General features: G+C 67.1%; 17 protein-coding genes and 1 pseudogene. 11 read left to right on the top strand and 7 right to left on the bottom strand.

The genetic code is table 11. From position 1 onward, the window contains the following. Nucleotides 1-13 precede the first annotated feature (13 nt). The 5 genes and pseudogenes from B7X30_RS01410 to B7X30_RS01390 all read right to left on the bottom strand — a co-directional run bounded on the left by B7X30_RS01410 (nt 14) and on the right by B7X30_RS01390 (nt 8,239). Entirely contained in the window at nt 14-1,684 is a 1,671-nt protein-coding gene (locus B7X30_RS01410; protein ID WP_286728687.1) for a long-chain-fatty-acid--CoA ligase, read from the bottom strand. A gap of 109 nt (nt 1,685-1,793) precedes the next feature. After that, nucleotides 1,794-3,803, bottom strand: coding sequence for an ATP-dependent helicase (locus tag B7X30_RS01405; protein ID WP_286728686.1), 2,010 nt, complete (start codon nt 3,801-3,803; stop codon nt 1,794-1,796). A gap of 432 nt (nt 3,804-4,235) precedes the next feature. After that, nucleotides 4,236-4,886 (bottom strand): annotated as a pseudogene (locus tag B7X30_RS01400) (glutathione S-transferase family protein); the annotation flags it as partial. A 117-nt stretch (nt 4,887-5,003) separates the two neighbouring features. Next, nucleotides 5,004-5,996 carry a complex I NDUFA9 subunit family protein gene (locus tag B7X30_RS01395; protein WP_286728685.1) on the bottom strand — a complete coding sequence of 331 codons (993 nt, stop codon included), beginning with the start codon at nt 5,994-5,996 and terminating at the stop codon, nt 5,004-5,006. A gap of 143 nt (nt 5,997-6,139) precedes the next feature. Then, nucleotides 6,140-8,239: a lytic transglycosylase domain-containing protein gene (locus B7X30_RS01390; protein WP_286728684.1), complete on the bottom strand. Its 2,100-nt coding sequence runs from the start codon at nt 8,237-8,239 to the stop codon at nt 6,140-6,142. 22 nt (nt 8,240-8,261) lie between these two features. On the opposite strand from B7X30_RS01390, the gene B7X30_RS01385 reads away from it, so the two are divergent. The 3 genes from B7X30_RS01385 (at nt 8,262) to B7X30_RS01375 (ending at nt 12,117) form a co-directional block, all read left to right on the top strand. Next, on the top strand, nt 8,262-8,882 hold the full coding sequence (locus tag B7X30_RS01385) for a 5-formyltetrahydrofolate cyclo-ligase (protein ID WP_013106803.1): 621 nt from the start codon (nt 8,262-8,264) through the stop codon (nt 8,880-8,882). After that, complete coding sequence (gene mnmC1 / locus B7X30_RS01380; protein WP_286728683.1) at nt 8,879-11,080, top strand: FAD-dependent 5-carboxymethylaminomethyl-2-thiouridine(34) oxidoreductase MnmC1; 2,202 nt, start codon at nt 8,879-8,881, stop codon at nt 11,078-11,080. Before B7X30_RS01385 ends, mnmC1 begins: the two co-directional genes overlap by 4 nt. Nucleotides 11,081-11,184: 104 nt before the next feature. Then, complete coding sequence (locus B7X30_RS01375) at nt 11,185-12,117, top strand: transcription factor jumonji JmjC domain-containing protein (RefSeq protein ID WP_156053387.1); 933 nt, start codon at nt 11,185-11,187, stop codon at nt 12,115-12,117. 27 nt (nt 12,118-12,144) lie between these two features. On the opposite strand, the gene B7X30_RS01370 is transcribed toward B7X30_RS01375, so the two are convergent. Beyond that, a complete protein-coding gene (locus B7X30_RS01370) occupies nt 12,145-13,158 on the bottom strand; it encodes a LysR substrate-binding domain-containing protein (RefSeq protein WP_156053388.1) in 1,014 nt (337 codons plus the stop codon). A gap of 152 nt (nt 13,159-13,310) precedes the next feature. Between B7X30_RS01370 and B7X30_RS01365 the strand changes: the two genes are divergently transcribed. Further along, nucleotides 13,311-13,688, top strand: a complete 378-nt coding sequence (locus B7X30_RS01365) for a DUF2917 domain-containing protein (protein WP_156053389.1) — start codon at nt 13,311-13,313, stop codon at nt 13,686-13,688. On the opposite strand, the gene B7X30_RS01360 is transcribed toward B7X30_RS01365, so the two are convergent. Next, the gene (locus B7X30_RS01360) at nt 13,604-14,377 is read right to left on the bottom strand and encodes an alpha/beta fold hydrolase (RefSeq protein WP_156053390.1); all 774 of its coding nucleotides are present in this window, start codon (nt 14,375-14,377) and stop codon (nt 13,604-13,606) included. The genes B7X30_RS01365 and B7X30_RS01360 overlap by 85 nt on opposite strands. A 113-nt stretch (nt 14,378-14,490) precedes the next feature. Here B7X30_RS01360 and B7X30_RS01355 point away from each other — a divergent pair, with 113 nt between their 5' ends. From B7X30_RS01355 to mtgA, 7 genes are all read left to right on the top strand, one after another. Next, the gene (locus B7X30_RS01355) at nt 14,491-14,985 is read left to right on the top strand and encodes a CBS domain-containing protein (RefSeq protein WP_156053391.1); all 495 of its coding nucleotides are present in this window, start codon (nt 14,491-14,493) and stop codon (nt 14,983-14,985) included. Between the two features lie 66 nt (nt 14,986-15,051). Next, nucleotides 15,052-15,684: a YqiA/YcfP family alpha/beta fold hydrolase gene (locus tag B7X30_RS01350; RefSeq protein WP_156053392.1), complete on the top strand. Its 633-nt coding sequence runs from the start codon at nt 15,052-15,054 to the stop codon at nt 15,682-15,684. Nucleotides 15,685-15,696: 12 nt separating this feature from the next. Next, entirely contained in the window at nt 15,697-16,437 is a 741-nt protein-coding gene (fabG, locus tag B7X30_RS01345; protein WP_156053393.1) for a 3-oxoacyl-ACP reductase FabG, read from the top strand. Beyond that, the gene (locus tag B7X30_RS01340; RefSeq protein ID WP_286728682.1) at nt 16,434-18,506 is read left to right on the top strand and encodes a ribonuclease catalytic domain-containing protein; all 2,073 of its coding nucleotides are present in this window, start codon (nt 16,434-16,436) and stop codon (nt 18,504-18,506) included. Before fabG ends, B7X30_RS01340 begins: the two co-directional genes overlap by 4 nt. Before the next feature lie 47 nt (nt 18,507-18,553). Next, entirely contained in the window at nt 18,554-19,438 is an 885-nt protein-coding gene (locus B7X30_RS01335) for a cell envelope integrity TolA family protein (RefSeq protein ID WP_156053395.1), read from the top strand. Nucleotides 19,439-19,452: 14 nt separating this feature from the next. After that, a complete protein-coding gene (gene aroE, locus B7X30_RS01330) occupies nt 19,453-20,319 on the top strand; it encodes a shikimate dehydrogenase (RefSeq protein ID WP_286728681.1) in 867 nt (288 codons plus the stop codon). Then, a complete protein-coding gene (gene mtgA, locus B7X30_RS01325; RefSeq protein WP_156053397.1) occupies nt 20,316-21,032 on the top strand; it encodes a monofunctional biosynthetic peptidoglycan transglycosylase in 717 nt (238 codons plus the stop codon). Before aroE ends, mtgA begins: the two co-directional genes overlap by 4 nt. The last annotated feature ends 121 nt before the right edge of the window (nt 21,033-21,153 follow it).

The raw sequence follows: 21,153 nt of genomic DNA, 5'->3' as shown, positions 1-21,153 counted from the left end.
AGCGTGGGGGCGCCTACTCCGGACGCAGCTCCCGCCGCAGAATCTTGCCGACCGGCGTCTTGGGCAGTTCGCCGCGGAACTCGATGAACTTGGGCCGCTTGTAGCCGGTGAGTTGCTCGTGCAGGAAATCGCGCAGTTGCGCTTCAGTCAGCGCCGGATCTTTTTTCACCACGAACAGCTTCACCGCCTCGCCGGAATTCGCATCGGGCACGCCCACCGCCGCGGCTTCGAGCACGCCGGGATGCATCACCGCCACGCCCTCGATCTCGTTGGGATAGACGTTGAAGCCCGACACCAGAATCATGTCTTTCTTGCGGTCGATGATTTTCACAAAGCCCCGCGCATCGACCTCGCCGATATCGCCGGTGCGCAAAAAACCGTCGGCGGTAAAGGTGCTGGCGGATTCTTCCGGGCGGTTCCAGTAGCCGCGCATCACCTGCGGCCCCTTCAGGGCGATTTCGCCGGGCAGACCGGGCGCCACTTCGCGGCCGTTTTCGTCCACCAGTTGCAACTCGGTGGACGGAATCGGCATGCCGATGGTGCCGCTGTAGCGGTCGGTGTCGGTGGGGTTGCAGATGGCCGAGGGCGAGGTTTCAGACAGGCCGTAGCCTTCGCAGATGGGGCAGCCGGTGCGCTCCAGCCAGCGCTTGGCCACGGCCTCCTGCACGGCCATGCCGCCGCCCAGGCACATTTTTAACGCCTTCCAGTTCACCGTGTCGAAGTCCGGGTGGTTGAGCAGTCCGTTGAACAACGTGTTCACCGCCGGGAAAGAGTGCACCTCGTACTTCGCCAGTTCCTTGAGCGTCGCTGGCAGGTCGCGCGGGTTGGGGATGAGAATCATCATGCCGCCCTCCTGCGCGCTGAGCATCATGATCACGGTGAAGGCGAAGATGTGATAGAGCGGCAGCGCGCAAATGGTATTGAGCTGCTTGCCTGCAGGCAGCTTGCCCAGCGCCGGGGCATACCAAGCGGCGGACTGCACGATATTGGCGACGATGTTGCGGTGGGTGAGCGTGGCGCCCTTGGCCACGCCGGTGGTGCCGCCGGTGTATTGCAGCAGGGCCACGTCTTCCGCCCCCACCTGCGGCGGGCTGAAGGCGAGGCCAGACCCTTGACTGAGCGCCGCCTTCCAGGCCACATGGCCCGGCAGCGACCAGCGCGGCACCAGCCGCTTTTTGTGCCGCACCACATAGTTGACGATGGCGCCCAGCGGAAAACCCAGGGTTTCGCCCATATTTGCCACGATCACCTGTCGCACCGCGGTGCGGTCGATGACCTGTTGCAGGGTATGGGCAAAGTTTTCGAGGATGACGATGGCCACCGCCCCGCTGTCCTTGAGCTGATGTTCGAGTTCGCGCGGGGTGTAGAGCGGGTTGACGTTGACCACCACCAGCCCGGCTCGCAGCACCGCGGCGACCGCCACCGGATATTGCGGCACATTGGGCATCATGATCGCCACGCGGTCGCCCTTGTTCAGCCCCAGCGATTGCAGATAAGCCGCCAACGCGGTGCTTTGCGCCTCCCACTGCGCGTAAGTCGTCTTGTGCCCCATGAAGGCGTAGGCGGGACGCTCGGCGTAGGCCTTGAAGCTGCCCCCCAGCAGCGCTCCAACATTGGAAAAAATGTCCGGGTCGATGTCCGCAGGCACGCCTGCGGGATAGTTCGCCAGCCAGATCCGCTCCATAAACTGTCTCCTGCTTTGTTTTGAATGCAGCGCAACGGAAAAAAGCACGCCCGTTCGATTTCGAGAACATAGCCGATTCGGGGCGATTCGGCTAGGGGCTGCGCCCTGATCAAGTCTTCGCTTCAGCTTCAGCAGCGGCAGCGCTTTCCTCGGCCACCGCCGCACCCAGTCGGCTGCGCAGCGCCGCGATGCGCGCCATCGCGGCGTCCTTGTTGCTCGTCTTGGGCTGCCCAGTCTGCATTTCACCGATGAAGCGGCTGGGGCTGCGCCCCGCTGCGCCGCGCCCCTGCTTGCGCTTCTGGCACCAACTCAGCACCAGGGTCTGGCGCGCGCGGGTCACGCCCACATACATCAGGCGGCGTTCCTCTTCCTGGCTGGCATCGGTCAGCGGCCGGTCGTCGGTGAAAAAGGGCAGCAGACCTTCCTCGCAACCGGCCAGCACCACATGCGGCCACTCCAGCCCCTTGGCGGCGTGCAGGGTGCACAGGGTCACGGCGTCGCGCTGGTCGCCGCGCTCCTGCAACTGGGTGATGAGCGAAATGGTCTGGGCGATCTGCGTGAGGCCAACCTTGTCTTCTTCGGCCTTGCGCTCGATCCAGCCGCAGAAGTCGTCCACGTTCTTCCAGCGCTGTTCGGCCTCGCGCGGGTTGTCGCTGTGCTCTTCCAGCCAGGCGCGAAAGCCGATGGTTTCGAGCATCTCCCGCAGCAACTCGCCGGCCGGTGCGGTGCGGGCACGCCATTCGATGTCGTGCAGCAGACGGCCAAACTCGCGCAGATGATCGGCCGGGCGCGCGCCCACCGCGGCAGGCATGGAATCGCGGAACAGCGCCTCGAACATCGACACTTTCCATTGCCCGGCGAAGGTGCTCAGCGCCGCCAGGGTTTGCGGCCCGATGCCCCGGCGCGGCGTGGTAACGGCACGCAGAAAGGCGGGATCGTCGTCGGGATTGGCCAGCAGCCGCAGATAGGCGCAGACGTCCTTGATCTCGGCCCGGTCGAAAAAGCTCTGCCCGCCGCTGACCACATAGGGAATGTTGGCGCGGCGCAGCGCCTGCTCCAGCGGGCGCGACTGGTGATTGGCGCGGTAGAGCACGGCAATGTGCGCCAACTCGGCGTTGCGGCCACTGCGCAGCGCCTGGACGCGTGCGGCCACCATCTGCGCCTCTTCGTCTTCATTCTGCGCGGCGCGCACCTCCACCGCCTCACCCTCGCCATGCTCGCTCCACAGGCTCTTGGGATAGAGCTTGGGGTTGCTCTGGATGATGGCGTTGGCCGCCCGCAGAATGGCGTTGGTCGAGCGGTAGTTCTGCTCCAGCTTGATGACTTCGAGCGTGGGCCAGTCGGTCTGCAGGCGGCGCAGGTTGTCCAGCGTGGCGCCGCGCCAGCCGTAGATGCTCTGGTCGTCGTCGCCCACTGCGGTAAATCGCCCTTTGTCGCCCACCAGCAGGCGTAGCAGGTCGTACTGCGCGGCGTTGGTGTCCTGGTATTCGTCCACCAGCAGATAACGCAGCTTGTTCTGCCAGTGCTCGCGCACGTCGGCGTGCTGCTGCAACAGGGTGACGGGCAGCCAGATCAGGTCGTCGAAATCGACCGCCTGATAGGCCTGCAGCATATCGGCATAACGCGCGTAAACCTTGGCCGCCACGCGCTCGTCGTCGTTCTCGGCCACGCGCGCCGCCGCTTCGGGCGTGAGCATGGCGTTTTTCCACAGGCTAATGGTCCACTGCCAGCGCCGCGCCTGGGCGTTATCGGTGGTGGCCCCGGCATCGCGCAACAGGCCGGTGACGTCGTCGGCCGCGAGGATGGAGAACTTGGGCTTCAACCCCAGCGCCTGCCCGCTTTCGCGCAACATGCGCACGCCTAAAGCGTGGAAGGTGGAGATGGCGAGCTTGCTGGCCACGCCGCGCTTGTCCACCAGTTGCGCCGCACGCTCGCGCATTTCGGCTGCCGCCTTGTTGGTGAAGGTGATGGCCGCGATCTGATCGGGCTCAAGCCCAGCGCGCAGCAACCGCCCGATCTTGTGCGTAATGACCCGCGTCTTACCGCTGCCCGCCCCGGCGATGACGAGGCAAGGCCCGGAAAGATGGGCGACGGCACGTTCCTGGGCAGCGTTGAGCATGAGGCAGTTGAAGACGCAAAGCGGTGGAGTGTAAGACCCGCACCGCAGCGCGAATCAAACCACGGCCCGGTCAACCTTCACCTTGGCGTAGGAACGCTCAACTCGGGCGACGCGGACTGCATAGTCGACATACCACTTGGCCTTGCCCAGGTCTTGCGCGCCAAGGTGTTCGACCTGTTGTTTCCAGCGGGCCACCGCATCTAGGGACGACCAATAAGACACGGTGATGCCAAAGCCGTCTGCGCGCCGGACGCTCTCGATCCCAAGGTAGCCCGCTTGTTGGGGCGCCAATTCGGCCATGCGCCGTGACATGGCCTCATAGCCAGCGTCGTCCGCGGACCGAAGGGATGAAAAAATCACAGCGAAATACGGAACCTGCGCATCAAAGCAGGCTATGGGAGAAGCCGCATGACTCTCACTGGCCAGTGCCCCTTGCGCCCGGTAAGGCTCATCCGCGGGCAAGAAAACCCCCTCGGCCCTGGCTTGCGTCATCCACTTGGCCACCGCCGGAAGGGCGGCAACGGTTTGCACATAACGCCAGGCCCAGTCCGGCAGCGTGGGGCGGTAGGTGACAAAACGCATGCAGACCGGGGCGTAGAACGCATCGACCAGGCCGAATGCGCCGAAGAGGAAGGGGCCGCCGCTGGTCTGCAGCGCGCCTTGCCACATGCGCAGGATCTGGTCGATGTCGCGCTGCACGGCCGGGTTCCAGCCCCGGCCCGGCAGATCGGCCTCGATGTTCATCACCATGTGCTCGCGCAAGGCGCCAAAGCCGCTGTGCATGCTGGCGCACAGACTGCGGGCCAGCGCCCGCTCAGCGACGTCTTGCGGCCAGAGTGCGAGCTCCGGAAAACGCTCGGCCAGGTATTCGCCGATGGCCAGCGAGTCCCAGATGCGCAGATCGCCGTCTTCGAGCACCGGCACCTTCGCCACGGGCGAGAGGGGCGACAACTGCGCGGCAAACTCGGGCGTATCGAGCCAGTGCGGGCGTTCTTCGAAGGGAATGCCAAACGCGGTCATCGCCACCCAGGGGCGCATGGACCAGGAGGAATAATTTTTGTTGCCGATGTGCAGGATGAACATGACGGTCCTTTGCGCGGGAGATAAAGGCCGCCATTGTCCCGCCCGACCCCGCGCTTTCCAAACCGTTTTTTCGCATGGCCGCCATGCGGGCGGCGCATGGTGGATGCCCTTGGAAAATCAGCGCCCCGCAGTCGCCCGCATCGGCCCGTATTCCGACTCCTGATACTTGGGGTCGAGGTAGGTGGGGGCGATGGCCTCCAAAGACTCGGGGTGCGGCACGCCGAGCTCCGGCGCGAAGCCGGGCAGGGCCCCGCTGCACACGCTGTCGACCTTCATCGAGTCGAGGTTGTCACGGCTCATCACCGGCTCGCCCGGAGCGAGTTCCATCATCAGCGCCTGCAGCCGTCCCAGCGCGTCGGGCAGGGGGATGATGCTGCGCCCTCTGCCGCCGCCCACCCGCGCCCACTGGCCGGAAAGCCGCACCAGTTCGGCCAAGGTGTAGGTGCCCGGGCCGCAGAGTTCGTAAGTCTGGCCGAGGGTTTCACCCGCCTGCGGGCCCACGAGGCTGCTGGCAAACGCCGTGACCACGTCGCCGACGTACACCGGGGCAAAACGGGTTTTCGCCCCGGCCAGCGGCACGACCGGAAACACCCGCTGCAACTTGGCGAAGGTATTGAGAAAGTTGTCTTCGGGGCCGAACACCACCGAGGGCCGAAAAATAGTGAGGTCGATCCCGGCCTGCGCCTTGAGCGCCGCCTCGCCGTCGCCCTTGGAGCGCAGATACATCGACGGCCCGTTGGAATCGGCCCCGAGCGCGCTCATGTGCACCACGCGGCGCACGCCCTGCTGCGCACAGGCGGCGGCGATGCGGCGCGGCAAATCGACATGCGCGCGGGCGAAGTCGGCCCCGTAGGGCTGGCCGCGCCTGCCTTGCAGAATGCCCACGAGGTTGACCACGGCGTCGCGCCCGGCCACCAGTTTGGCCAGCTTGGCGTCATCATGCACATCAGTCTCGACCACATCGACCAGCGGCAGTTGCACCAGATGACGGGCGCGCTGACGGCGGCGGGTGGGCACGGTGACGAAATGATTGGCCAGCGACAGGGCGTTGACCAGGCGGCTGCCAATGAAACCGCTGCCGCCGATGACGAGAATGTTCTGCTGCTGCATGAGAGTTCCTGAAAGATCGCGACAGGGCAAAGTGTGCCAGAACCCCGCCGGAAGGGGAATGCGCCGCATCAAGCCCCGGCACCCCATGTTGCCTCTGAAGGAAACGTGGGGGCGCTCAGTGCGGACTGCTCAGTGCGGATTACTCAGGGCCGATTGCCCTGATTGCTCGCCAGCATGGCGTCGGGCGAGCCCACATCGCCCAGTCTGGCCTTGAGCGACTGCGGCTTGCCGCTGAGGATGGCGGCGTACACCGTGGCGTTGGCCAGCACGCGCTTGACGTAATCGCGGGTTTCGGGAATGGGAATGTTCTCGGCGAAGATGGCGCCGGGCAGCAGCGGCTGATCGGGCAGACCCATATTGCGCCAGCGCAGCGGCCGCCCCGGCCCGGCGTTGTAGCCCGCGGCGGCCAGCGCCTCGGAGCCATCGAACTGCTGCAGCAGCCCGCCGAGGTAGGCGCTGCCGAGTTGCACATTCACCCCCACGTCGGCGATCTGGTCGTGGCTGTAACCGGTCAGGCCGATCTTGCGCGCCACCAGTTTGGCGGTGGCCGGCATGAGTTGCATCAGCCCCGAAGCGCCCACCCACGACTTGATGTTGGCGATAAAGCGCGACTCCTGGCGGATCAGGCCGTAGAGAAAAGCCTCGTTCACGTCTTCGGCCTGAGAGGCTTTGGCGATGGCTTCACGGTAAGGCATGGCGTAGCGCTGGGCGATGTCCACCCCGCCCGTCACCCGTTCGCTGGTGTTGATGCAGCGATCCCAGAGCTGTTGCTGGCAGGCCAGTTCGGCTGCGCCCTGCATTTGCTGGTTGTCGAGCCCGCGTAGCGAAAAATTCCATTCGCGCACGGCCTCATTGCGCAGGTCGATGCTGAACAAGGCCAGCGAGCGCTGCAGCCCCGGCCGCGCCGCTTGCTGCGCAACGACCGACAAAGGCGCCGGGGGCAGGGAAGCCGGCAGGCTGACCTTCATGCCCAGCGCGTCGGTAGCGAGCTGGCCGTAAAAATCCCAGGGATTCGCCACCTCGGCCAGCAGCGCGCGGCCCTCGATCGGGTGGCCGAGTTTTTCGAGCGCGCGGGCGTGCCAGTAGCGCCAAGACAGGTCTTTGTCGCCCTGATCGATCAGCGTGCGCGTGGCGCTGCGCACCAGCGGCCAGTCTTGCGCGCGCAGCGCGGCGCGCACCTGCCATTCGAGCACCGTGGTCGAAGGCACAAAGGCCGGATCGGCCTGGCCCATTCGGGCATACCAGCGGGCGGCTTCGGGCTGCAGACCCAGCGCGGCCGACAGACCGATGCGTCCCCAGATCTGAGCCCGGTCTCGCGCGGGCAGCGCGGAGAAATTGTCTTGCAGCAGGCGTGCGGCCTGCCCTGGATCTTGCCGCGCCATGCTCAGCAGCGCCAGCACCAGATATTGCCGCTGATCGGCGTTGGCGATCGCCGCAGACGGCCCCCGCCGCACCACATCGAGCAGGTAGCGCACTGTGTCGGAGTCGGTCTGCGCCAGAATGCGCCAGCTTCCGGTCGGCAGAAAAGGCGCGAGCAGATCGCGCGCCTGCTTGGCGCGGCCGTCTTCGTAAAACCGGCGCATACGCTGCCACAGCATCTCGCGCGGCATGGCGCCGTCTTGCAGCAGCGCGCTGGCCGCACTGTTGCAGCCCACGCCGCCATAGCGCTGATCCATCCACAGCTTGAACACCTGCGCCGTCACGTCGGCATGTTGGGTGACGAACTGGCTCTGCAGGTCGTAGCACTGCACCTGCGGGTCGTCGCGCATGATGAAGTGCGGATAGACGCGGTTGAAATCGGTCCAGTCTTCGCGCTTGCCCAGCTCTAACAGCCAGTCGTTGCGCAGACGGTCGAGCACATAAGTGTGCGGGTAGTTGCGGGCGAAGGCGTCGAAATCGGCCTGCGTGGCTTCGGAGAGCGTGGGTTTGATCGCCCAGTAAGCCACCCAGGGTTCGAGCAGCGTGCCTTTGAGTTGCCGCAGGGCATCGAGCGCGGGCTGCGGGTCGCCGCGCTGCGAGGCCTTTTGCGCGGCCAGCAGCAACTGCGCCTGATCGACCGGAATGACGGGCATGGCCGGCATGACCACCGGCGCCGCGCTCACGCTGGCCTGCGCAGCGGGCGCCGCCGCACGGGCGGCGATGGGCGCAGACTGCGCCATCGCCAGCGGTGTGAGCACACTCAAACCCAGCCCGCCGAAACAACGCACGAAGCGGCGCAAAATAAGCGGCAACAACCGATTCATTCTCATAGGACGTCAGCTTACCGTGAACCCGCCCCTGTACGACCCATTGTCCCCAGAGACCGATCAGCAATTGCGCCCCAATCTGCGGCGCGAGTTGATCGCCAAACGTCAGGCGCTGCCCGACCTGGAACGCCGCGATGCCGAGCTGACCGAGCGTCTGCTGCAGGTGCTCGACGCCCTGGAGCCCGAAACCCTCGGCGCCTACTGCGCCACCCGCGGCGAGTTCGACCCCATGCCTGCCGTCACCCAATGGCTGGCGGCGCACCCCGAATGCACCCTCGCCCTGCCCCGTGTCAAAGAAGCCACCAAGGAAATGACCTTCTTCGCCTGGGCGCCGGGCGAGCCGCTGCGTCCTGGCCCTTACGGCATCGCCGAACCCACGGGCGAGGCCGTGCTCAACCCCACCACCCTGCTCGTCCCCTGCGTGGGCTTTGCCGACGTCGGGCTGCGTCTGGGCTATGGTGGCGGCTATTACGACCGCTACCTGGCCGGGCGCGAAGAGGTTTACACCGTGGGCCTGAGCTATGCCTGCTGCGAGCTGCACCAACTCGACATGCAGCCGCACGACCAGCTCATGGACCTGGTGCTGACCGAAGACGGCCTGTACGGCCTGGACGCGCTCTCGCTCACCCTGGTCGATTGAAGCCCAAGGTCGATCCGCTGCTGGAATACGCCGAAGTCGCCCCCGACGCCAGTGGCCAGGCGTCCAGCCCGCGCTACGGCGACATCTACGCCAGCCGCGCCGGCGCGCTCGGACAGGCGCGCGGCGTTTACCTGCAGGGCTGCGGCCTGCTCGACGCCCCGCCGCGCTGGGCGGGCCGCGAGCAGTTCACCGTGCTGGAAACCGGCTTCGGTCTCGGGGTGAACTTTCTCGCCACCTGGGCGGCGTGGCGCACCGACCCGCAGCGCTGCGCCCGGCTCGACTACGTCAGCCTAGAACTGCACCCGGTGCGCGCCGCCGATCTGCTGCGCCATGCCCCGCCCGAATTGCAAGCGCTCGCCGTGGAACTGGCCGCGCAATGGCCCGCTCCGGTACGCGGTCTGCACCGCATCCTTCTTGATGCGAACAGGCTGGACGCCCCCCACGCTCCGGCTGCGCTGCCCGCCGGGGAACCCATCCCCACCCCAACCCTCCCCACAAGTGGAGAGGGAGTAACCACGCCTCCCCCACCTCGTGGGGGAGCTTGGGAGGGGGAGTTGCCCGCCTTGGAGCAGTCCGGCGGCGGGGTGCATCTGCTGCTGGCCTTTGGCGATGCCGCCGAACTCGCGCCCAAACTCAAGCTGGGCGCCGACGCGCTCTACCTCGACGGCTTCGCGCCCGCGCGCAACCCCGCCATGTGGACGCCCGAGCTCTTCCGCGCCCTCGCCCGCCTGGTCAAGCCCGGCGCCCGCGCGGCCAGCTACACCGTGGCGCATGCCGTGCAAAAAGGACTGGAGCAGGCCGGTTTCACCATCGAACTGCAACCCGGCTGGGGCGGCAAGCGGCAGCGCCTGCAAGCCACCTTCAACCCCCGCTGGAAGCGCACCCGCCACACCCTGCCCGCACCCTGGCCCGCAGCGCTGCCGCGGCATGCCGTGGTCATCGGCGCCGGTTTGAGCGGCGCCGCCTGCGCCCATGCCTTGGCGCAGCGCGGCTGGACGGTCGAAGTCCTCGAATCCGGCCCGCACCCCGCGGGCGGCGGCTCGGCCATGCCCGCAGGTCTGGCGCATCTGCAACCCTCTGCAGACGACAACCTGCTCTCGCGCCTCACCCGCGCAGGCATGGCCGCATTGCGCCGCGCCCTGCCGTCCGAACCAGCGCCCCCAGGGCCGGGCTGCGCCCAGCCCGCCCCCCGAGGGGGGCAAGAAAACTTGGGACGGCCCGGCGTTTTCTTGAGACACGATCTCGCGCAATTCGGTCCGGCCACCCTCACCCCCACTGACGCCGCCGACGAAAAGCGCATGCAAGACTGGCGCTCGAGCGTGCACCTGCCCGCCGAAATGGCGCAATGGACCGAAGCCGGCTGGCAGGTGGACAGCGCAGTGCTCGCCAATCAGGCCCTGTGCGCGGCTTGGCTCGACTCCCCGTGCATCACCCTGCGCCGCAACACGCAGGCGGCCCGGCTCCAACGCGACGGCAGCACCTGGCGCGTGCTCGACGCCGCCGGGCAAGCGCTGGCCCACGCCCCGCAAATCGTGCTCGCGGCTGCCGTGCAAACCCCGGCGCTGCTGGCCGCCAGCGGGCTGATCCCCAGCCCCGACTGGCTGCCCCTGCACCCCTTGCGCGGCCAGGCGCAGGCGCTGCCCGCCCACCTCTGGCCCGCGCTGCAAGGGCTTGCGCAGCCGTGGATGGGCAGCGGCTATGTGCTGCGCCTGCCGCGCGCGGCGGCGCGCCTGCTGCAAGAGTCTGGCGAGCAAGACTGGCTGCTGATTGGCGCCACCTTCGAAACCGAAGACCAGCCCCTCACCCCCGAACAAGCCTGGGCGCACAACCGCGCGGGCCTGAGCGCGCTCACCGCCTCGCCGCCCCTGCCCGAACACACTGCCGCGCTGCGCCACTTTGTCGGCACGCGCGCAGCCAGCACTGACCGTCTGCCCTACTGCGGCCCCATCGCCGATCTCGCGCCGCTGCTGGCCAACCCCCTGCACGCCGCCGGCAAACAATTGCACGAACTCCCCCGCCTGCCGGGCGTGGCCGTGTGCGCGGGGATGGGCTCGCGCGGCCTCACCCTTGCCCCACTGCTGGCCGAAACCCTGCTGGCCCAGATCGAAGGCACGCCGCTGCCCCTCGAAACCGACCTAGCCGACAGCATCGACCCCGCCCGCACGGCCTTGCGGCGCCTGCGACACGCACAAACGTAGCCGCCTGATTGAGCCAGAGCCCCCTCGTGGCGCCCCGGATGGACAACGCCCCGGTGCGTTTGTAAAGTGCGACAAAACACTTTCTCCACTCCCGGGAGGCTTTCATGCTGGGTGAATTCGTCAGTGCCGAGCAGTACGCCCGCCTGCTGCAACGCGGGCAACAAGACAGCGAAGGCTGGCTGCAGTTCGACCCGGCGCAAATGCAAAGCCACTACAACCGCCACCCTTTTCTGCTGCAGCATCGGCTGAACCAGCACCCGATGTTCGACATCGAACCTTTGTTCGATTTGGCCCGCCGCCATCCGGCCAACAAGGTGTTGTTCCGCCGCGGCGACATTGCGCCGGATGCCGACTTCGAAGCCTCTTTTGTCCGCACGGATACGGAGCTGACGCTCGACCATTTGCTGACGCACTTCGAGCCCTTGCACGGCTATATCTGCATCAGCAACCCCGAGCAGGATGCGATTTACCGGCCGCAGATCGAGAGCTTGCTGGCGGAGATCACCGCGCACACGCACCCGCTCGACCCGCACATCACCTGGTACTCGACCTATGTGTTCATCTCGGCGCAAGGCGCCGTCACGCCGTATCACATGGATCGGGAGATGAATTTTCTGCTGCAGATTCGCGGCGAAAAAACCGCCGATCTATGGAGCCAGACCGACCCGCTCATCATGAGCCCGGCGCAGAAAGACCGGCTGCTGGCCTACGAGGGCACGCGGCCGCCCTACAAACCGGAGTTCGAGCAGCGCGCCCTGCACTTCTCGCTGCGACCCGGCCTGGGTTTGCATCACCCTTTCATCGCGCCGCATCGGGTGTGGACGCATTCCAACCTGTCCGTCTCGCTGGCCTTCACCTTCCGCACCCGGCAGTCCGACCGCCACACCGCCGCGCATCAATTCAATGCCCGCCTGCGCCGCATTGGCCTGCAAAACCCCAAACCCGTGGGTGAAAGCGCCTGGGTGGACGGCGCCAAGGCCGCTTCCTTGCACGCCCTGCAGCGCCTGCGCCACCCGCTGCAGCGCGCCGAACATTGACGCAAGACTGCGCCCCTGCATGTCCTCTCAGCCGCCGATCTCGATGGCCCGCCACGCCTCGAACTGCTGCTGCAGCCAGTGCAGCATGGCTGCCACTTCCGGGCGCTGCTGCGCGCCGGAACGCACCGCCAGGTAGTAGCCGTAGCCGGCATCGACCCGTCGGCCCACCGGGGCGATCAGCGTGCCCGCGGCCAGCAGATCGCGGATGAGGCCGATCTGCCCCATCGCCACGCCCTGCCCGGCCACCGCGGCCTGAATGACCTGATAGGTGTAGTTGAACCGCAGCCAGCGCTGCGGCTCAGGTTGCGGCAAGCCCAGCCCCGCGTACCAGCCGCCCCACGACAGCGCCTGCAGATTGGCGCGGGCGATGGGCGGCGCGCTGTGGATGCGCACATCGTCGATCCACACGCAGCGGGGCAGATCGTCCAGAGCGCCGGGCGCGCGGCCGGTCTGCGCCAGCGCGGGGCTGCACACCGGAGTGATTTGTTCGCCGAACAGAAAAGTGGTGTGCGGCGCGCGGGCCAAGGGGTTGTCGTCGCGCAGGCGGCGGATGGCGATGTCCAGCCCGCCGACTTCCAGATCGCTGAGGTTGTCGAAGGTCTCGACGGCGATGTCGATGTCGGGATGGGCGCTCTGAAACTCGCCAAGCCGGGGAATGAGCCACTGGCTGGCGAGCGAGGCAAAGGTGGTGATCTGCACCCGTGGCCGCCCCTGGCTGGCGCGCAGCCCCTCCACCGCGGCGTCGAGTTGCTGCAGCGCCTGCCGCACCACCACCGCGAACTGCTCGCCAGCGGGTGACAGGCGCACGCGCGGCCCCTCGCGCACGAACAGCGGCACGCCGACGCTGGCTTCCAGGGTCTGGATCTGGCGGCTGAGCGCGGACTGCGTCAGCGCCAGGGCATCGGCCGCGGCGGTAAAGCTGCCCAGCCGCGCCGCCGCCTCGAAGCCGCGCAAATTGCCCGCATCGACCTGGCGGCTGCGCGGCATCAGCACGGCCGAAGCGGCCGCTTGGGGTTGCGCGCCATCATCCATTTTTCGCATGATGAACCTTCCGTATTTGCGCTTTTTACAACCCGATCGGCCGCCTAGACTTCAATCAACCTGAAGGCCGAGAGTAAATCGAAGACTATTTTCCGCTCCCCGCCTTCATGCTTTTTTGACATGCTATCGCGACAAGCCAACGGGAGGTCATCATGCCGCAGACCGAAGTGTCCATCCAGCGCGACTGGATCGAGTTGCAGCCCGGCGATTCGCTGACGCTGCGCAACGCCGCAGGGCAAATCGTGCGGCTGCAATCGGCACAGCCGCTGGCGTCACGGCCCGGCCCGGTGCGCGTCTGGCTCACCGAAGAAGGCCAGCCGGACGACGTGTTTCTGCACGCTGGAGACGGCTACACGGTACGCGGCTCAGGTCGGGTGGTGCTCACCGTGTGGTGCGGAACAGCGCGGCTGCGCTTGGGCGACTGCACCGAGGCCGCGAGGTGTGATCAGGCAGCCAGACCAAGTTCGCGCTCCATCCAGTCAGCCAGCGCGTGGGCCACGGCGTGCGGCGCTTCGGCCATGAGGTTGTGACCGCATTCGAGCATCACCGTGCGCTGGCGCGGCAACGCCGCGCGCAGGTCTTCGGCTTGGGCGGGCGGCGTCATGCGGTCATGCTCGCCGAGCAAAAACAGGGTCGGCCCGCCCCATGAGTGCGCCGCCGCTTCGCCCGCCGAATAACCGTCGCAGGCGGTGAGGTCGGAGGCCAGCAGGCTGCCCTCGGCCCAATGGGCCTGCTGCCGCAGCAACAGCTCGCGGTAGGCCTGCGGCGACTGAAAACCCGGCGCGGGGGTGAGCGGCTCCGCCTGGGCGTAAGACCACTTCACCACGTTGTCGATGGCCTCTTGCGGCGCCTCCTCGGCCTGCGCCAGCAACTTGCGCGACACCCGCATGGGCCAGGAAATGCCCAGCAGCGCCAGCCCTCTGAGCTGACCGGGACGCTGGCCCGCGGCATGCAGCGCCACCAGCGAACCCATGCTGTGACCGGCCAGCACCACCGGGCCGATCTGACGGGCGTCGAGCTGCGACCAGACCCAGTCGGCCATGCTCTCGATGCGGGCCAGCGGCGGCGCGGGCGTGGCGCCGTGCGCGGGAAACTCCAGCGCCAGGCAATGCCAGCCCCGCGCCGTCAACCAGTCGGTCTGCGCCGCCCACACGCTGGCGTCGCCGCCCGCGCCGTGCAGCAATACGAGGGGAATGGAGGAGGGATGATGGGCGGACATGGCGTTTGGTTCAAAAATGGGCTGAGCAAGCGCAAGACCTGCGGGAATGACCTCTGGTCTGTACGCAATGGACTGACTATATTTCACCTACTGAAAAAACAGAGGAGAACGCCATGAAAGTCAGCGACATTCTGCGGGTGAAAGGTCATGTGCTGTTCACCATAGCGCCCGAGGCCCGCCTGCTGCAGGCGGTGCAGACCATGGCCCAGCATGACATCGGCTCGCTGGTGGTCATGGCGCACGGCAAGCTCGTCGGACTGCTCACTTTTTCGGAAGTGATGGCCGCGGTCGCCGAGGGCGAAGGCGTGCTGGGCGATCACATCGTGGCCGAACGCATGGACACGCACTACGAAGTCTGCGGCCCCGAAACCACGCTGGACACCCTGCGCCGCACCATGCTGGAGGCCGGCGTGCGCTACATCCCGGTGATGCAGGACGATGCGCTGCTGGGCGTGATTTCCTTTCACGACGTAGCCCAGGCCGTGGTGCGCGAGCAAGATTTCGAGAACCAGATGCTCAAGGCCTACATCCGCGACTGGCCGGAAGACGAAGGCCAGCCCGAAACGGCCGGGGCGCCCATGTCGGCCTCGACTCCGGCGCGAAGCTGAACCCCGGTCTATGGGCGGGTAGCATTCAGGGGCGGCGCCCGCTCGCGCCGCGCTGAATCCGCCCCCATGCCCACCCTGCTCTATCTCCACGGCTTTCGTTCGTCGCCGCAATCGGCCAAGGCGCGCGCCACAGCGCAGCGCGTTGAGCAAATCAATCAGCAGCGCACCCGCCAAGGTCAGCCGCCGCTGCGCTGGCTTTGCCCGCAACTGCCGCCCTCGCCGCGCGAGGCGATGACGCTGTGCCACGACTTGCTGGGCAAGGTGCGCGGCGACGATCTCTGTCTCATCGGCAGTTCGCTCGGCGGGTTTTACGCCACGTATCTGGCGCACAGCCTGCAGGCCCGCGCGGCGCTGCTCAACCCGGCGGTCGATCCGGCGCGCGATCTGCGCGGGCAGATCGGCACGCTGACGGCCTGGCACGACCCGGCGCTGCAATTCAACTTCACCGCGCAGCATGTGGACGAACTCCACGCGCTGGAAGTGGGCGATCTGCGCGCCCCCGTCCCCGATCCGCAACGTTACCTGGTCATCATTGCGCAGGGCGACGAGGTGCTGGACTGGCGCGAGGCGGCCGAACGCTATCGCGGCGCGAAGTGCAGCGTGCTGCCCGGAGGCGATCATGCGCTGTCGGATTACGCGCAGCAGCATCTCGACCCGGTTCTGCGGTGGTGCCTCAACCCCGCTTCAAACGACTTTTAAAGGACTCTCCTCATGCGACTTCAAGACCATATCGCCCTCATCACCGGCGCGGCGCAAGGCATCGGCCTGGCCACGGCGCGCAAATTCGCCGCCGAAGGCGCGCACCTGGTGCTATGCGACCGCAACCCAGCCACCCTCGCCCCCGTGGCCGAAGAACTGCGCAGCAGCGGCGCCCAGGTTCTGGCGCAGGCGCTCGACGTGTCCGACCGCGCCGCGTTTACCGCGCTGGTCGATGCCGCCATCGCCCAGTTCGGGAAAATCGACACCCTGGTGAACAACGCGGGCATCACCCGCGATGCGCGGCTGGTGAAAATGACCGACGAGCAGTTCGACGCCGTGATCGACGTGAACCTGCGCGCGGTGTTCCGCTGCACCCAGATCGTCGCGCCGCACATGATCGAGCGCGGCCGCGGCGCCATTCTCAGCGCGTCCAGCGTGGTGGGGCTGTACGGCAACTTCGGCCAGACCAATTACGCCGCGACCAAGGCCGGCATCATCGCCATGACCAAGACCTGGGCGCGCGAACTCGGCCCGAAGGGCGTGCGGGTGAATGCGGTGGCGCCCGGCTTCATCCAGACGCCCATGCTCGCCACCATTCCCGACAAGGTCATGGAGCAAATGGCCGAGCGCGTGCCGCTACGCCGCCTGGGAAAGGCGGAAGAAATCGCCAGCGTCTATGCCTTTCTCGCCAGTAGCGAAGCCTCCTACATCAGCGGCGCGGTCATCGAGGTTGACGGCGGTATGACTCTATGAATGTGCTGTTCGAGGATGGTGGCAAGTTCCACGCCGGTCGCATCATGAGCGAGGCCGAGGCCAGTCTGCAGGTCGAGCTCGATTCGGGCAAGCGGCAGAAAATCAAGGCGGCGCAGGCGCTGGTGCGCTTCGACAAACCGGCGCCTGCCGAACTCATGGACTGGGCGCAGGCGCAGCAGGAAGGCATCGACCTCGATCTGCTGTGGGAATTCGCCCCGGAAGACGAATTCCATTTCGATCAGGTCGCGGCCGACTACTACGGCGGCACGCCGGGCGCCGGGCAGCGCGCGGCCATTCTGCTGCGGCTGTTCGGCGCGCCGCATTACTTCCAGCGGCGCGGGCGCGGCGGCCAGTTCCGCAAGGCACCCTCGCAGCAGGTGCAGGCCGCGCTCGCGGCTATCGCCCGCAAGGAAGAGCAGCTCCGCCAGATCGACGCCTTCGCCGCCGAATTGGCCGCGGGTCGCTGCCCGCAGCCCATCGCGGAAAAGCTCTATCAAATCCTGTTCAAGCCCGACAAAAACAGCCCGGAGTTCAAGGCCGTGGCGCTGGCGGTCAAGCAGACCGGGCATGGCGCGCTCACCCTGTTGCGCGACGCCGGGGCCATCGCCTCGCCGTGGGCGTTTCACATGCAGCGCTTTTTGCTGGAACGCTTTCCCAAGGGCACGGCCTTCCCGGCGCTGCCGATGCCGTCGTTCAACGACGCGCTGCCGCTGGCCGCCGCTGCGGCGTTCAGCATCGACGACTCGGCGACCACCGAGATCGACGATGCGTTTTCGCTGCAGTGGCTGGACGATGGCCGGGCGCGGTTGGGCATCCACATCGCCGCCCCGGCGCTTGCGCTGGTCCGCGATTCCGACTGGGAGCAGGTCGCGCGCAACCGCCTGTCCACCGTATATATGCCGGGCGACAAGATCACCATGCTGCCCGACGCCCTGGTGCAGACCTTCACGCTGCAATCCGGGCGCGACTGCCCCGCGCTGTCGCTCTACTGCACCGTCGGCAGCGATCTGCAGGCCGCCGAATTCGAAACCCGCGTGGAGCAGGTGCGCATGGCCAGCAATCTGCGCCACGACCAGCTCGACGCCTTGGTCACCGAAGAAGCCCTCGCGGCCGATCCGGCAACGCAAAGCTACCCCCACGCCAAAGAGCTGGCGTGGCTGTGGACGTTCGCGCAGCAACTCAAGCGCGGCCGAGAACAGGTGCGCGGCAAACCCGAACGCGTCGGCGGGGTGGACTACACCTTCCGCATCGACGGCCTGGAACAAGGCGCCGAAGCCGCCACGGTGCGCATCGAACCGCGCCGACGCGGCGCGCCGCTGGACACCATCGTCGCCGAGCTGATGATTCTGGCCAACGCCACCTGGGGCGGCTGGCTCGCCGAGCTGGGCATGCCCGGCATCTACCGCAGCCAGAGCGGCTTTGGCGCCAATCTGCGCACCCGCATGGGCCTCAAACCCGCGCCGCATCAGGGGCTGGGCGTGGCGCAATATGCGTGGTGCACCTCGCCGTTGCGGCGCTATGTCGATCTGCTCAACCAGGGCCAGCTTATCGCCTGTGCCCGCTTCGGCAAGACCGCGCTGCTGCAGGCGCCGTTCAAGCCGCGCGACCCGCTGCTGTACGCCATCGTCGAATCGTTCGAAGACACCTACAAGGCTTACTCCACCCACCAGTCGGCGCTGGAACGCTACTGGACGCTGCGCTATCTGGCCCAGCAAGGGCTCGACACGTTTGAGGCCAGCGTGCTGCGCGAAGGCGCGGTGCGCGTGGACGGCCTGCCGCTGGTGTTCACCGCCGTGGGCGCGCAAGACCTGCCGCGCAACACGCGGGTGCAGGTGCAGATCACCGGCACCGATCTCATCACCCTGGAGGTGTTTGGCCGCGTGCTCAGCCAGCTCGACGCCCCGCAGCAAGCCGCGGCCACGGACACCGAAGCCAGCGCTGAAGTCAGCGAGGAGGACGACGAAGAGGGCGACGAAGCCGTCGCCCTGGCCGCGCCCATCAGCGTGGCGGTCGATACCGATGAGCCCGACGCCGAATCGGCCACCCCCGCCGCGCAGCAGGCTTCGTAAAATCGCCGCTGCCCGATCCGCCGCTGCCCGATCTGCCCTGCCCCTCCGTGCCCCCCCTCCGCCTACGCTCCCTCACCCCGTTGCACTGGGCTCTGATCGCCTCGGTCGGGGTGCATCTCGCGCTGCTGAGCCTGCGCTTTGCAGCGCCCGAAACCTTCAACCGCATGTTCGACAACGCGCCGCTCGACGTGGTGCTGGTGAACCAGCGCACCGACGACGCCCCGGCCAAACCGCAAGCCATCGCCCAGGCCAACCTCGACGGCGGCGGCGACGCCAACAAGGGCCTGGCCACCACGCCGCTGCCGTTCACCGCCGATGTCTCGCACGGCGACGCGGCGGTCAACCAGCAGCGCAGCCTCTCGGCGCTGGAGCAAAAGCAGCAGCAGTTGCTCACCCAGGTGCGGCAGCAGATCGTGCAACTAGCGCAGACCGTGCGTCAGGAAAACGATCCGGCGAAACAACAGGCGCTGGAACAGAAACGGCGGCAGTTGCTCGATATGCTGGGCGCCATCGAGCGGCAGATTCAGCAGCAGAACGCCAAGCCGCGCCGCCGCTTCATCGGCCCGTCCACCCGTGAAGCCGCCTACGCGCTGTATTACGACAAGCTGCGCACCAAGATCGAAACCCTGGGCACGCGCGAGTTTCCGCAAAGCGGGGGCAACAAGCTGTACGGCAGCCTCATCATGTCCATCACCATCGACGCCAGTGGCCGGGTGGTCTCCACCGAAATCGTCCAAAGCTCGGGCAACCCCACGCTCGACCGACAGGCGCGCGCCATTGTCGAGGCCGCGCAGCCCTATGGCCGGTTCACCGAGGGCATGCTCAGGCAGGCCGATCAAATCGTGGTGATCTCGCGTTTCCGCTTCACCCGCACGCAGGGCCTGGAGACCGCGGTGCAGGCCCCGCAAAGCCCGGCGCAAGCCACACCCTGACGGCAGACGCCTCCATGACTTCGCTCCCGCTCTACGCCGTGTTCGGCAATCCCATCGCGCACAGCCGCTCGCCGCGCATTCACGCCTTGTTCGCCGAGCAAACCGGCGTGGCGCTGCGCTATGAGGCGCGGCTCGCCCCGGTGGATGGCTTCGAAGCCGCGCTCGACGCCTTCTATGCCGAAGGCGGCCGGGGCGCCAACATCACGGTGCCGTTCAAATTCGACGCTTGGCGTCTGTGCGTCCGCCGCAGCCCGGCGGCGCAACTGGCGCAGGCGGTCAACACCCTCGGCTGGGACGAAGGCGGTCTGTGGGGCGACAACACCGATGGCATCGGCCTGGTGCGCGATCTGGCCCGCGTGTTGGCCGCCGATACCCACCGCCCGCTGCAGGGGCAGCGCGTGCTGCTGCTCGGCGCCGGTGGTGCGGCCAGCGGCGTACTCGGGCCGCTGATCGCTGCAGGCGCACGCGCCATCGCCCTATGGAACCGCAGTGCCGACAAGGCCCAAGCCCTGGCCGCACGCCACAGCGCCCTGGCCGCGCAGCACGGCGCCGATCTGCAAGTGGTGCTCGAGCCGCCGACGCACTGGGCCGATGGCGTCATCAACGCCACCGCCGCCAGTCTCGACGGCCGCGCGCTCGATCTGCCGGACGGCGTGCTGCGCCCCGCGCAGTGGGCCTACGACATGATGTACGGCGCGCACGACACCCCCTTTGTCGCGCAGGCCCACGCCGCGGGCGCCAGCGCCTGGGACGGGCTGGGCATGCTGGTGGAACAAGCCGCGCAGAGCTACACCCTGTGGCACGGCGAAGCGCCGGCCACCGCCCCGGTGCTGGCCACGCTGCGCGCCGAACTCGCCGCCGCCCGCCAACACTCAGCATGAAACGAGACAGACCCGCGCCGCTGTGGCGCCGCCTGCTGTGGCTATTCGTGCTTTCCGGCCTAGTGCTGCAAGGCTATTTCGCCCTGCGCATCGCGCTGTGGACAGTCATTCCGCCGTCCAGTACCACCTTCATGCGCGCGGCCCAACTGCGCATCCTCAAAAGCGGCGACACCGTGCCCTGGAAGCACGACTGGGCGCCTTACGACGCCATCAGCCCTTACCTCAAACGCGCCGTTGTCGCCTCGGAAGATGCAACCTTTCTCACCAACGACGGCGTGGACTGGGACGCCATTCGAAACGCCTGGGATCGCAACCACAGTCGCCGCTTCGAGCGCAGCGGAAGAGTCGTCGGCGGCTCTACCATCACCCAGCAGCTCGCCAAAAACCTGTTTCTCTCGCCCGAGCGCGACTATCTGCGCAAAGGCCAGGAGCTGATCATCACCTTCATGCTCGAAGGCATTCTGGGCAAGCGCCGCATTCTGGAGATCTACCTCAACAGCGTGGAATGGGGCAACGGCATCTACGGCGCCGAAGCCGCCGCGCAAACCTACTTTCACACCAGCGCCGCCCGCCTCAGCCCGGCGCAGGCCGCAAGGCTGGCCGTCATGCTGCCCGCCCCGCGCATTTATCAAAAGCGCCTGTACTCGCCGTACATGAACGGCCGCACCGCAGTAATCGCCGCGCGGCTGTGGGATGTTCAAGTGCCGCGCTAAGCGCCAATCAACCCTTGCTCATGTCCGCAAACGCACCGTCGGCCGCCTGCAACGTGGCCTCGATCACCGCATCATCGTGCGCCGCGGAGACGAAACCCGCTTCGTACATGCTCGGCGCCAG

Origin of the sequence: Thiomonas sp. 13-64-67 (assembly GCF_002282795.1) — a bacterium.
In the GTDB taxonomy this organism is placed as follows: Bacteria; Pseudomonadota; Gammaproteobacteria; order Burkholderiales; family Burkholderiaceae_C; genus Thiomonas; species Thiomonas arsenitoxydans.
Note: the sequence above shows the minus strand (reverse complement) of the source record. Positions and strands in the feature narration are given on the sequence as shown.